Raw genomic sequence first — 13,334 nt, 5'->3', positions numbered from 1 at the left:
TTAATTTATTGTGTGTTGTCTGTAATAGTGTTTTTTAAATCAACATATAACGATGAAATCTATTTTCATTTAATCAGGTATCAAAACCATAAATAAAGCAAGGAGAGACACATGAGTTTGAATAAAAAAGTTTTCCTGATTTCCCCGTTTTTATTAGCAATGAGTAGTTTCAGTATGGCATGTATGCAAGATCCAGAAAATATTAGAAATCAGGTAAAAGACGCAATAGATTATAATGGATTGAGTAAGACTAAAGTGATGTCCATGTATGGAAATTGCAAACTTAGAGCGAATGTGAAAAATTTTGAAAAGAGAAATGACATTGAGTTAAATAATACTTCTACTTCTACTCATAATCAGGATGATGAGGCTGCGACAGCAAAATATTGGTATAGAGGGATGGGAAAAGATGAATATATATTATTAGACCGCAATGGATATAATGCAATCCCTTGTGTTACAGAGGCGAGTTATTGTGGAATTACACCTCAATATACTTATGCAAAAACATATCCGACAAGTGAAAAGCCTAAAATTACTATAGAGTTCAGTACAGAAGGATTTGGTTGGTTATATAACGAATTTACAACTCAACATCAGTGTCAAATTAAAGCGGAAGGTGGAGGTTCATATGGGCTTGGTAGAACAGGAACATCGGGTGATAGAGTGAGTAGCTGTAAGCCTGCTGAATATAGGGTAGGGGTTGAATTTAACCGATGGTTATCAGGACATAAAATACAAGCTCAAGTTTCTTATGTATTGCTACCGAAAAAACCAAAAAAATAGGATTTAACATCTATTCTGTTACCATGCAATTATTAATCTTGAATTAACTCTAAAGGTGAGGTGCCGCAGATATGCGGCACGATTAAATTGTTTTTTGTATTTAATTGTGTTCAGTTAGATAGCAGAAAAATTTTCATTGAAAAATATTTTACAATAGTGATAAATAATTATTTGATTTTTATGTATTTTATAATCAAGCATAATTGCAATCTTGTGAAGGTTATTTAGATTGTTATGATATAAAAAATCATTAGTTATTATGTTATATATAGAACAGTGAATGTTGATAAGTTGCTTATTTTATATATTGTTGAAATTTTTCTATATTTGTTCTTATGTGTTTAAATAAGATATTATTTAGTTTAATGATTCTGTAATTTGTGTTTTTTGATTTAGTAATCTACTCTTAGTTAAGAAAGTAAATAATAACCAATTTAATTCAATGAGTTATATTGTAATGTTCTATTGTTATTAATTTATTATTTACGACTGAATTGTGATTTGAATTATTATTTATGCCGTAAATTAAATATTAACTTAATAATAACGAAATTCATTTTTGTTCCATTTCGTGCTAAAACCATAAATCAAGTAAGGAAAGAAATATGAATTTGAATAAAAAGGTTTTCTTTATTTCTCCGTTTTTATTAGCTATGAGTAGTTTCAGTATGGCATGTATGCAAGATACGGAGGAAATTAGGAATCAGGTAAAAAATGCAATAACTGCAAATGGATTGGCAAAGACTAAAGTCATGTCTATGTATGAAAATTGCAAACTTAGAGCGAATGTGAAAGATTTTGACAAGAGAAATGACGTTGAGTTAAATAATACTTCTACTCATAATCAGGATGATAAGATAGACAAAGCAAAATATTGGTATAGAGGGATGGGAAAAAGTCAATATATATCATTAGACCAAAATAGATATACTGCAATCCCTTGTGTTACAGAAGGAGAAAATGACTATTGTGGAATTGCACCTGCATATACTTATGCAAAAACATATCCGAAAACTGAAAAGCCAAAAATTACTATAGAATTCAGTACAGAAGGATTAGGTTGGCTATATAATGAATTTACAACTAAACATGATTGTGAATATAAAGTGGAAGCTGGAACATTATCATATGGGTTAGGTAAAAAAGGATCGAAGTGCAAGGTTCCTCCTCAATATAATACAGGAGTTGAATTTAATAAATGGTTATCAACGAATGAAATACAAGCTCAGGTTGCTTATGTATTATTACCGAAAAATCCCTAAAAATAGGATTTAACATCTATTCTATTACCCTGTAATTATCAATCTTAAATTTGTGCAAATAACTATAAAGGTAAGGTGCCGCATATATGCGGCACGATTAAATTTCTGATTTATTTTGCGAAATGTACCTCAATAGCACTTTTAGCATCTTGCCAGGCTTCTTCAAGTGTATCACCAGCAAAATAACAGCCGAGTACATCAGAAAACCAGCATCTTTCCGGGAATAAAAAGAAAATAAAAAGGCTGAATCCAGTGAAGTACAGGATTCAGCCTTTATCAGTCATTAATCTGCTACGGATAAGAAACGGTTACGCTTCCCCTTGTGCTGATTGAATTGCGGTCAGTGCAACGGTGTAAACAATATCGTCTACCAAAGCGCCACGGGACAGGTCGTTCACCGGTTTACGCATACCTTGCAGCATTGGCCCGATGGAAACCAGATCCGCAGAACGTTGTACTGCTTTATAGGTAGTGTTACCGGTATTCAGATCAGGGAAGATGAACACGGTAGCTTGACCGGCAACCGGTGAGTTTGGTGCTTTGGATTTCGCTACATCTGCCATGATCGCGGCGTCATATTGCAGTGGGCCATCAATGATCAGATCTGGACGTTTTTCCTGTGCTAAACGGGTTGCTTCACGCACTTTCTCAACATCACTACCTGCACCGGAGTTGCCGGTAGAGTAGGAGATCATGGCAACGCGCGGTTCGATACCAAATGCTTTGGCTGAATCCGCCGATTGAATAGCGATTTCAGACAGTTGTTCAGCAGTCGGATCTGGGTTGATTGCGCAGTCACCATAAACCAGAACCTGTTCTGGCAGCAGCATAAAGAATACGGATGATACCAGCGAGCTACCCGGTGCAGTTTTGATTAATTGCAATGGTGGACGGATGGTGTTTGCCGTGGTGTGTACCGCACCGGAAACCAAACCATCGACTTCGCCCTGTTCCAGCATCAACGTACCCAGAACAACGTTGTCTTCCAATTGTTCACGCGCAACGACTTCGGTCATGCCTTTGTTTTTGCGTAGCTCAACCAGACGTGGGACATAACGTTCACGTACAGCAATGGGATCGACAATTTCAATACCTGCACCCAGTTCTACGCCCTGAGCCGCGGCAACCCGACGGATCTCTTCTGGATCACCCAGCAGAACACATCGCGCGATACCGCGATCAGCACAGATAGATGCCGCTTTCACGGTACGAGGTTCGTCACCTTCCGGCAGAACAACGCGTTTGCCTGCTTTGCGTGCCAGTTCGGTTAATTGATAACGGAATGCAGGTGGAGAGAGGCGGTGTGGGCGCTCAGAGTTCGCTGTCAGGGAGTCGATCCACTCTTTGTTGATGTGGTGTGCGACGTAGTTTTGCAGTTTTTCGATGCGTTCATGGTCATCTGCCGGAACTTCCAGGCTGAAACTTTGCAGGTTCAGAGAAGTTTGCCAGGTGTTGGTATCAACCATAAAGACAGGTAGGCCAGTGTTGAAGGCACGTTCGCACAATTGCTTAATCGGCTCATCGATGGCATAACCGCCAGTCAGCAGGATTGCACCGATTTCAACCCCATTCATCGCCGCCAGACAAGCTGAAACCAGAACGTCTGGACGATCAGCCGAAGTGACCAGTAGAGAACCGGGACGGAAGTGCTCTAACATGTGTGGAATGCTGCGGGCACAGAAAGTCACAGATTTCACACGGCGGGTTTTGATTGCACCTTCGTTGATAATACGGGCGTTCAGGTGTTTTGCCATATCAATTGCGCGGGTTGCAATCAGGTCAAAACTCCACGGAATGCAACCCAGAATTGGCAATGGGCTATTTTTGAACAGCGTGTTCGGATCGATGTTGGATACGATGGCTTTTGAGGATTCGTCAAAGATTTCTGACAGATCCGGACGGGTACGGCCTTGATCATCAACTGGCGCATTCAGTTTATTGATAATAACGCCGGTAATGTTCTGGTTTTTGTTACCGCCAAATTCAGCACGAGCCAGTTCAACTCGTTCTTTCAACTGTTCCGGGGAATCGTTACCTAGCGCCAATACGAATACGATTTCAGCGTTCAGGGTCTTGGCAATTTCATAGTTGAGAGATTGGGCGAATGAATGTTTACGGGTTGGAACCAGACCTTCAATCAGAATGACTTCTGCGTCTTTGGTATTTTCGTGGTAAAGGGCCACGATCTTTTCCATCAGCACATCTTTCTGATTGGTTGTCAGCAAAGATTCCACATGTGCCATGTCCAGCGGTTCAGCGGTCTTTATGCTGGAATTAGCGCGGATGATGGTGGTGGTTTGATCTTGGGCGGCACGGCAACGAGGCTGGGCGATAGGTTTGAAAACACTCAGGCTGACGCCTTTTTGTTCCATTGAGCGGATGACACCTAAACTAACACTGGTCAAGCCGACGCTGGTGCTAGTAGGGATTAACATAATTGTACGGGACACGGAAACCTCTTTACGGTTGCTCGTTGGTCAAAAATAGTACCGCCAGCAGTGGCTGGCGGTTGATAAAATTATTACGCGGTCAGGCGCGCTGCATCTTGAGCGATCACCAATTCTTCATTGGTTGGGATCACTAAAGCAGGACGGCTGTTATCAGTAGTGATAGCACCGGATTTACCGAAGCGGGCCGCTAGGTTACGGTCGTGATCGTATTCGAAACCTAACAGGGCCAGTTTTTTCATCACCTGTTCACGAACCAGTGCGGAGTTTTCACCAATACCCCCGGTAAAGATAATGGCATCCAAGCGGCCTTCCATTAGTGCGGAATAAGCACCAACGTATTTAGCCAGACGGTGGCAGTAGACATCCATCGCGCGTTTAGCATCGGCTTTGGTTGCATAGTTATCTTCTATATAACGGCAATCACTGGTGACTTCGGTCAGACCGAGTAAGCCAGATTCTTTGGTCAACAGTTTGTTGATTTGTTCAACGCTCATGCCGAGTGAATCATGCAGATGGAAAATGATTGCTGGGTCGATGTCACCACTGCGGGTACCCATTACCAGACCTTCCAGTGGTGTCAATCCCATAGAGGTGTCAACACATTGACCATTAACGATAGCCGAGATAGAGCCACCATTACCCAAGTGGCAGACGATAACATTCAGCTCTTCAACCGGTTTGTTGAGCGTTTTTGCCGCTTCACGGGAAACGAAGAAGTGGCTGGTTCCATGAGCGCCATAGCGACGAATGCCGTGCTCTTTATACAGGTTGTATGGCAGGGCATAGAGGTAAGCCTCTTCTGGCATGGTCTGATGGAAAGCGGTATCGAATACAGCAACGTTTTTGTCAGCCAGGTGTGGGAACCCTTTTTTCGCTTCTTCAATGCCAATCAGGTGAGCAGGGTTGTGCAATGGTGCGAATGGAACCGCATCTTTGATCCCTTGAATCACTTCATCATTGATGGTAACGGATGCCGTGAATTTTTCACCGCCGTGAACAATGCGGTGGCCGATTGCGGCAATTTGATCAGAAAGTTCTGGTTTTTCGGCCAGAATCGTATTAACAATAAAGTTCAATGCTTCACTGTGGGCTGCACCAGCACCTAAAGCGGCTTCATGTTTTGCGCCATCCATTTTCCACTTAATGCGGGCTTCAGGCAGGTTAAAACATTCAGCTAGACCAGAAAGATATTCTTCACCGTTAGCAGGATCGATGATAGCAAATTTCAGAGAAGAGCTACCGCAATTGAGGACCAGTACCAGCTTACTTGACATGGAAGTACCTATATCGTGTTTGTCATTGAGTCTTACAGATAAGACATGTGATTAATAAAACGTCAATTACTCATCAGCGTAGAGCATATAGTGATGACATTAAATGATTAACATCATGCTAAGTGCAAAGAGCATGATGATAAGGTTTAAATTTTCAAAAAACCTTTTTTGCCTGCTCTGATGTTAAAAGATAGCGTGATTTGTTAACAAAATGAGCCTAAGTGCAGTAAAAAGTAAAATATGCTGCTTTACTGCTGTGTATAACATACAAGTGAATGTAGGATACCGATAGCGAGCAGCAAAGACAAAATATACCTAATCCTACAAAAAATATTTTATCAGTTACAATGTTTTTTTAAAAAATGTGTTTTTAATTGATTGAGGTCATGATGAGCGCAATACCTCCCACCAGTAATGGATGGCTGAGAAAGATGCAACTGGGACAACAATACATGAAAACTTGGCCGATTGAGAAACAGTTGGCACCCATGTTTCCTGAAAACCGGATTATTAAGGCTACCCGCTTTGGTATCCGGTTTATGCCGCCGTTGGCTATTTTTACTCTGACGTGGCAAATCGCACTGGGTGGTCAGCTTGGCCCAGCGGTGGCGACGGCACTGTTCGCCTGTAGTTTACCGATGCAAGGGTTATGGTGGTTGGGGAAACGGGCATCAACTCCGTTACCCGCGGCATTGCTGAAATGGTTTCATGAAATCCGTGATAAATTTGCCGCAGCAGGTATCACAATGGCGCCGGTGCAGCAAACGCCAACTTATCAATCTCTCGCAGAACTGCTGAAACGCGCATTTAAACAACTCGATCGTTCGTTTCTTGATGATATTTGAACCAGGAGAGAGCCGTTGCTAGATTATTGCAGTCAATGTACTGGAAAATCAGAGATGATGGTTCATGACGAAAAGTGGACACATTGTTGATCGCAACTGGAGATTTTCTCTTAATAAAATGGTCTACTAGCCAAGTTTTTGACACTAATATCTTCTTTTTTGTTGATAGAGGCCATTTTGAATAGCGAACTCTTGTGGGTATTGACCCTGCTGCTGATAGCTATTGTTCTTTTTACTTCCAATAAACTGCGCATGGATATTGTTGCATTATTGGTGATTATCGCGTTTGTCATAAGTGGAACGTTGACGCTTGGTGAAGCGACCAGCGGTTTTAGTGATCCCAATGTGTTGTTGATAGCTGCCCTGTTTGTGATTGGTGAAGGATTGGTAAGAACTGGCGTTGCTTATCAAATGGGGGATTGGCTGGTAAGAGTTGCCGGGAACAGCGAAACTAAAATGTTGGCATTACTGATGATGACTGTTGCAGGGCTTGGTGCTTTTATGAGCTCTACGGGAGTGGTCGCGATTTTCATTCCAGTGGTGCTCAGTGTCGCGGTAAGGATGAAAATTTCGCCGGGGCGGTTGATGATGCCCTTGAGTTTTGCCGGGCTTATCAGTGGCATGATGACATTGGTAGCGACGCCTCCCAATATGGTGGTTAACAGTGAGTTGATACGGGAAGGGCTTCCCGGTTTCAAATTCTTCTCTATTACACCTATTGGTATCTTGATTCTGTTTGCCGGTATGGGTTATATGCTGATTGCTCGCCATTGGTTGGCAAATCATCAATCGGATAAAGGCCATGATAAATGGCATCGTCGTACTTTCCGTGACCTTATCCGCGACTATAAATTATCCGGTCGCGCGCGTCGCCTGGCGATCCGCTCAGGTTCCCCGCTGATAGGTCTTTCGCTTGATGAGTCAAATTTGCGTGCTCGCTACGGGGCTAATGTCGTTGGTATCGAGCGTTGGCGGCGTTTTCGGCGCGTTATGGTCAGTGCGATGGGCAATACAGAATTGAGAGAACGGGATGTGTTGCTGGTTGATATGTCAGACAGTGAGGTGGATCTGCGTCAATTTTGCAGTGAGCAATTATTAGAACCGATGGTGCTGCGCGGGGAGTATTTCTCTGAACAATCTCGTAACGTAGGTATGGCTGAAGTCTCTCTGATCCCGGAGTCGGATTTATTGGGTAAGTCACTGCGGGAAATAGGTTTTCGTACCTGCTATGGTTTGAATGTTGTTGGTATTCGACGTGATGGTGAATCGTTGTCGGGTAAACTGGTTGATGCGCCACTGCAACTTGGCGATATTTTGCTGGTTATTGGTGACTGGAAACTGATACGTGTCCTGCAAACCAAAATGCGCGATTTTATTGTCCTTAATCTGCCGGTTGAGATCGAAGAGGTGGCCCCGGCAACGTCTCAAGCGCCACATGCGCTTTTTAGTTTGGCGCTGATGGTAGCCATGATGCTTACCGATGAAATACCCAATGTGATTGCCGCATTGATAGCTTGCTTGTTGATGGGAAAATTCCGTTGTATCGATATGGAAAGTGCGTACCGCTCTATTCATTGGCCCAGTATTATCCTGATTGTCGGGATGATGCCATTTGCACTGGCATTACAAAAAACGGGTGGGATTGAGCTGATTGTCCGTGGCTTGATGGATATTGCGGGTGATATGGGGCCGAGGGTGATGCTGGTCTGTCTGTTTATACTTTGTGCCGTAATTGGTTTGTTTATTTCTAATACGGCAACGGCAGTATTAATGGCACCGATAGCTATTGCTGCTGCACGTGAAATGGCAGTATCTCCCATGCCATTTGCCATGATTATTGGTGTGGCAGCGTCCGCCGCATTTATGACCCCGGTTTCGTCCCCAGTGAATACGCTGGTGCTTGGCCCCGGTGGTTATAAGTTCTCCGATTTTGTCCGTTTGGGCGTGCCGTTCACTCTGTTGGTGATGGTGATAAGCGTGCTGGTTATCCCTTGGTTGTTTCCATTCTAATGGGGAATATCAAGACTAATTTCGTCCAATGACAGGCTGAATCCCGGTACAAAAACTTTCATAAAGTAATCCATCTCCTGGCTGTGACGATCAGCCAGGGTTTTTTCAAGTCGGGCTATCGCCAGATTGAATTCATGGTTACCTGCTGATAACTCTTCCAGACATTTGAGGTAAGCACACAGGGAATCGGCCTGTTTAATGATAAAAGTTTCTTCTGTTGTATGCTGACTGTCATCCAAGATTGGACGGAAATCCTCTTGCAGCTCAGTTGGCAGCATTTCCAGTAATTTTTTCTGCGCGATTTTTTCTATTTTTTTGTATTCCCGTGCGATATGTGGATTGTGATATTTGACCGGAGTGGGTAAATCTCCGGTAATAACTTCGCTGGCATCGTGATACATAGCCAGCAATGCAATGCGTTCAGCATTCACATTACCGCCAAATTTGCGGTTTTTGATAATGGCTAAGGCGTGTGCGACAAAGGCCACTTGTAAGCTATGTTCAGATACATTTTCTGTACGTACATTGCGCATCAGAGGCCAGCGGTTAATCAGTTTCAAACGGGAAAGGTGGGCAAAAAAGTGGCTCATAATCATCTCTTACAGTAAATATTGTTTTTATTGTGAGCGGTGGATGGGGGTAAAGTAAACCTTAAAATCGTTTCTTATTTTTATCTCTTATTTTTTTAAGGATTTTCATAGGGAAATCTGCCATTTATCTATACCCAATGGATTTCAAGAGGGATCGCGACGGCAAGGGAGTGAATCCCCGGGAGCATAGATAACTATGTGACCGGGGTGAGCGAGCGCAGCCAACAAAGAGGTAACTTGAAAGATGACGGGTATCCAGACTATATAGCAAGATTGATATTATTAATTTTAATTTATTGTTAAATATAAATGTTATAACCGTAATAGATATCCTTTTTGCAGGAAGTTTATGTTTTTACTCCATTTTGCATACAATTTATATACGAAAATTTTATATAATTTACAATGACTTATTATTCATTCAGGTGCTCTCTTTTATTAAGTTTAATAAATACAATGTTTAATTCTTTTATATCTTGCTAATGCTTTATATAATCACTGCAAAAATCGCCTATAAAAATAAAAAAATTAGTCTGTGTTACCGGTAAAAAATGAAAATTTATTGACCTTGATTTTGCAGAGAGTGATTATTGGGTATCAATAAAGAGAGTTATGGAAGTGGTTATCAAGGATTTCTATCTGACAGGTGAGATTTTCACCCGTGAAGAAAAAGTGGGTAGGTGAGACTTATCAGAATAGAAGAAATAAACTTTTTTCTATTCTGATAGAACGCATGGTATGAATAATGTCCGTTATCAGTGATATTTTTCTATACCCGTTATCCTTCAAGTTGCCTCTTTGTTGGCTGCACTCACTTATCCCGGTCACATCGTTATCTATGCTCCCGGGGATTTACTCCCTTGCCGTCGCGATGCATCTTGAAATCCATAGGGTATATAAACGGCTCTTATTTTTACTGATGATATTTACCAATAAATCGGGCGAATTTCTGAATTGCCATCTCCAGTTCATCAAGCCTTGGTAGGGTCACAATGCGGAGATGGTCAGGTTCCGGCCAGTTAAATGCGGTTCCCTGCACTAACAAGACCTTCTCTTGTAATAAAAGGTCAAGCACCATTTTCTGGTCATCGTGAACATTAAAACGTTTTGCATCAATTTTTGGAAACATATATAAAGCGCCTTTAGGTTTCACGCAGGAAACGCCGGGGATTTGATTGATTAATTCCCATGCTCGGTTACGCTGCTCATACAAACGGCCACCAGGTAAAATGAATTCACTGATACTTTGGTAACCGCCTAAAGCAGTTTGAATAGCGTGTTGCATTGGCACATTGGCACATAAACGCATTGATGCCAGCATCTCCAAACCTTCAATATAGCTCTTAGCGTGTTTCTTCGGGCCGTTTAATACCATCCAGCCTTGACGAAAACCTGCAACCCGATATGTTTTAGATAATCCATTAAATGTTACCGTTAACAGATCAGGCGCGAGGGCGGCAATTGAATGATGCTCGGCATCGTCATATAAGATTTTGTCGTAAATCTCATCAGCAAAAATAATCAAATTGTGTTGCCGGGCTATTTCAACAACTTCCAATAACAGCTCTTTACTATATACAGCACCCGTTGGATTATTAGGGTTAATAATCACAATCCCACGTGTGCGGGGCGTAATTTTGTTGCGGATATCATTTAAGTCAGGAAACCAATCTGACCCTTCATCACACATATAATGCACGGCTTTGCCACTGGAAAGTGAAACTGCCGCAGTCCAGAGAGGATAATCAGGTGCAGGAACCAGCATTTCATCACCAGTATTCAGTAATGCTTGCATTGCCTGAACGATTAATTCAGAAACACCATTGCCGATATAAATATCTTCAACGGTTACGTCCATCATATTCCGGGCTTGATAATGTTGCATGATAGCTTTGCGTGCAGAATACAGACCTTTCGAATCTGAATAACCCTGTGCTGTTGGTAAGTTACGGATAACATCTACCAAGATTTCATCTGGTGCTTCAAAACCAAAGGGGGCTGGATTACCAATATTTAATTTGAGGACTTTATTGCCTTCTTCTTCAAGGCGTTTAGCTTCCTTGAGTACGGGGCCGCGGATATCATAACAAACATTATCCAATTTGCTGGATTTTTTAACTGCTAGCATAGAGAGTCTTACCTTATCTTGGTAAAAAAAGTCGCCTGGCATATAGCGTGTAACATTTAATGTACTCCTCCCTCTGAATGTTTTGAAGATGCATTGATATATTTGGTTAAAATGGTTGTTTTAGTAGGGGAGTGGTTATTTGAGTATCTTTTTATGTAAATTATGTTAGCGTTAAGTTCTTAATTTACTGTAAATATCAGATTTATAATCTGAATTGTTGTTGTTTTTTAGTGTGGAAATGGGGTGTTTTTAGTGTGATAACGGTATGATCGTGCCATTGTGGAGAGAAAGTGAGCATAGCTCAATTTGCCAATAAAAATTGTTGTGTTTGTATAATTTATTCTTATGTATAAGATTTGGCTTGAGTTGGCAATTCAGAACTATATATTTTAGAAAGATCAAACAATATTTTTGATCATTTCTGGAAACTAGTTGTAAATTTATCTGAATAGGATTATTAAACATTAGTGATATTGTAGATTTTTACTTTATATTTAGTTTTTCTGATATAACTTATGTTATTCTTTGACGTGAGTCAGAAAACAAAATAACCAAACTAGAAATTACATATAGGGTGTTGTAAATAGGGATTGTCCTCAATTTATTTAGGAATCCGAGTAACTTTTGCTAAGAAGAGGAGAAAATAAAACCCACAATGGGTTCAATAGGTAAAAAAACAGCAGTAAATCTTTGCCCTATTTAATAGAGTAGAGTACTGTCTAAGTGATGTTAATTTAATTTGATAGTGCTTACGTAAAAACACCAGGTTAGTTAGTAATTAAAATCAAAAAAAAGTGATGAATAAACAATGATAAATGCAAATCGTCCGATAATGAATCTCGATCTCGATCTGCTAAGAACTTTTGTTGCTGTTGCTGATTTAAATACTTTTGCAGCAGCAGCAGCAGCAGTATGCAGAACGCAATCGGCTGTAAGTCAGCAAATGCAACGTTTGGAGCAGTTGGTGGGCAGAGAGTTGTTTGCCCGTCATGGCCGCAATAAGCTTCTTACAGAGCATGGTCTTCAACTTCTTGGTTATGCAAGACAAATTCTGCGCGCTAACGATGATGCCAGCGCATCATTAACCTATAGCGATGCAGAAGGTGAACTAAGAATCGGTGCATCCGATGATACGGTGGATACACTGCTCCCTTTTTTGCTAAATCGCATCGCTTCCGTTTATCCACGGATGGCAATAGACGTCCGTATAAAGCGTACTCAGTTTATTGAAAGTATGCTGGATAACCATGAGATCGATTTGGCACTCACAACCGCAAAAATTAGTCATCATCCAAGGACTGTTCTGCGTTCAACACCGGTATTATGGCATTGTGCTCCTGATTTCCAGCTACAGGTAAATGAACCTGTGCCACTGGTTGTGATGGATGAAACCAATCCATTCCGTCAGTTGGCGTTGGATACGCTGGATGAGGTGGGAGTATCGTGGCGGATTGCTTATGAAGCGGCTTCTCTGTCGGCAGTTCGCACGGCAGTGAATGCAGAAGTTGGTATTACTGCCCGTCCTTTGGAAATGCAAAATGCTGATCTGCGTATTTTAGGGGAGAGTGAAGGGCTTCCTCGTTTACCTGAAACCCAGTTCTCTCTGTATAGACATAGTAATGAGCAAAATGAATCTGTTCTGACGGTTTTTAGTGCGATAGAGAATAAGAAAACGCCATACACGATAACGAGTGTTTCTGAAGAACTTCCTGATGATGACGATATTATTGATGAGTAATATCTGAAACACTTCTCCTTGCTAATACCTCCATTATGGATGGAAGGAGGTATTAGCTCCTCGAATATATTTATAAGTAATCATCAACTAAATTCACCTTATTCTGTTGTTATCGTCATCATTAAATATACGGTAGCATTTTTCTTAACACCCCCTGATTTGGTTAACAAATTGTTATATTGTTAACAAGGTAATAATTTGCTGAATTGATGAAATAAGAATTTCTGTAGTGAACGGGAACTTTTCTCGTT

General features: G+C 41.3%; 10 protein-coding genes. 5 read left to right on the top strand and 5 right to left on the bottom strand.

Going from position 1 to position 13,334, the window contains the following annotated elements:
- The first annotated feature begins 111 nt into the window (after positions 1 to 111).
- Positions 112 to 786, top strand: a complete 675-nt coding sequence (locus PluTT01m_RS15995; protein ID WP_011147315.1) for a hypothetical protein — start codon at positions 112 to 114, stop codon at positions 784 to 786.
- Positions 787 to 1,391: 605 nt separating this feature from the next.
- Positions 1,392 to 2,048, top strand: coding sequence for a hypothetical protein (locus PluTT01m_RS15990; RefSeq protein WP_011147314.1), 657 nt, complete (start codon positions 1,392 to 1,394; stop codon positions 2,046 to 2,048).
- Between the two features lie 110 nt (positions 2,049 to 2,158).
- Here the strand turns inward: PluTT01m_RS15990 and PluTT01m_RS28395 are convergent, their stop codons facing one another.
- From PluTT01m_RS28395 to ackA, 3 genes are all read right to left on the bottom strand, one after another.
- Positions 2,159 to 2,284: a type II toxin-antitoxin system HicB family antitoxin gene (locus PluTT01m_RS28395; RefSeq protein WP_082302875.1), complete on the bottom strand. Its 126-nt coding sequence runs from the start codon at positions 2,282 to 2,284 to the stop codon at positions 2,159 to 2,161.
- A 72-nt stretch (positions 2,285 to 2,356) separates the two neighbouring features.
- Complete coding sequence (gene pta / locus PluTT01m_RS15980) at positions 2,357 to 4,483, bottom strand: phosphate acetyltransferase (protein WP_071824169.1); 2,127 nt, start codon at positions 4,481 to 4,483, stop codon at positions 2,357 to 2,359.
- Between the two features lie 86 nt (positions 4,484 to 4,569).
- Positions 4,570 to 5,772 (bottom strand): acetate kinase, encoded by a 1,203-nt coding sequence (gene ackA, locus PluTT01m_RS15975; RefSeq protein WP_011147312.1) that lies wholly within the window; start codon positions 5,770 to 5,772, stop codon positions 4,570 to 4,572.
- Positions 5,773 to 6,161: 389 nt separating this feature from the next.
- Here ackA and yfbV point away from each other — a divergent pair, with 389 nt between their 5' ends.
- A complete protein-coding gene (yfbV, locus tag PluTT01m_RS15970; protein ID WP_011147311.1) occupies positions 6,162 to 6,617 on the top strand; it encodes a terminus macrodomain insulation protein YfbV in 456 nt (151 codons plus the stop codon).
- Positions 6,618 to 6,794: 177 nt separating this feature from the next.
- A complete protein-coding gene (locus tag PluTT01m_RS15965; protein ID WP_011147310.1) occupies positions 6,795 to 8,627 on the top strand; it encodes an SLC13 family permease in 1,833 nt (610 codons plus the stop codon).
- On the opposite strand, the gene yfbR is transcribed toward PluTT01m_RS15965, so the two are convergent.
- Both yfbR and PluTT01m_RS15955 read right to left on the bottom strand, forming a co-directional pair.
- Entirely contained in the window at positions 8,624 to 9,217 is a 594-nt protein-coding gene (gene yfbR, locus PluTT01m_RS15960) for a 5'-deoxynucleotidase (RefSeq protein ID WP_041380177.1), read from the bottom strand. The genes PluTT01m_RS15965 and yfbR overlap by 4 nt on opposite strands.
- 913 nt (positions 9,218 to 10,130) lie before the next feature.
- Positions 10,131 to 11,345 (bottom strand): pyridoxal phosphate-dependent aminotransferase, encoded by a 1,215-nt coding sequence (locus PluTT01m_RS15955; RefSeq protein ID WP_011147308.1) that lies wholly within the window; start codon positions 11,343 to 11,345, stop codon positions 10,131 to 10,133.
- An 808-nt stretch (positions 11,346 to 12,153) separates the two neighbouring features.
- Here PluTT01m_RS15955 and hexA point away from each other — a divergent pair.
- Positions 12,154 to 13,083: a transcriptional regulator HexA gene (gene hexA / locus PluTT01m_RS15950; protein WP_011147307.1), complete on the top strand. Its 930-nt coding sequence runs from the start codon at positions 12,154 to 12,156 to the stop codon at positions 13,081 to 13,083.
- The last annotated feature ends 251 nt before the right edge of the window (positions 13,084 to 13,334 follow it).

The sequence above is a fragment of the Photorhabdus laumondii subsp. laumondii genome, assembly GCF_003343245.1.
Taxonomy (GTDB): domain Bacteria; phylum Pseudomonadota; class Gammaproteobacteria; order Enterobacterales; family Enterobacteriaceae; genus Photorhabdus; species Photorhabdus laumondii.
The sequence above is the reverse complement of the archived record's forward strand: the minus strand, read 5'-3'. Positions and strand labels throughout refer to the sequence as shown.

Coding starts and splice junctions, on each gene's coding strand:
- PluTT01m_RS15955 (WP_011147308.1), bottom strand. CDS start 11,345: ATGCTAGCAGTTAAAAAATCCAGCAAATTGGATAATGTTTGTTATGAT.
- yfbV (WP_011147311.1), top strand. CDS start 6,162: ATGAGCGCAATACCTCCCACCAGTAATGGATGGCTGAGAAAGATGCAA.
- pta (WP_071824169.1), bottom strand. CDS start 4,483: ATGTTAATCCCTACTAGCACCAGCGTCGGCTTGACCAGTGTTAGTTTA.
- yfbR (WP_041380177.1), bottom strand. CDS start 9,217: ATGAGCCACTTTTTTGCCCACCTTTCCCGTTTGAAACTGATTAACCGC.
- PluTT01m_RS15990 (WP_011147314.1), top strand. CDS start 1,392: ATGAATTTGAATAAAAAGGTTTTCTTTATTTCTCCGTTTTTATTAGCT.
- ackA (WP_011147312.1), bottom strand. CDS start 5,772: ATGTCAAGTAAGCTGGTACTGGTCCTCAATTGCGGTAGCTCTTCTCTG.
- PluTT01m_RS15995 (WP_011147315.1), top strand. CDS start 112: ATGAGTTTGAATAAAAAAGTTTTCCTGATTTCCCCGTTTTTATTAGCA.
- hexA (WP_011147307.1), top strand. CDS start 12,154: ATGATAAATGCAAATCGTCCGATAATGAATCTCGATCTCGATCTGCTA.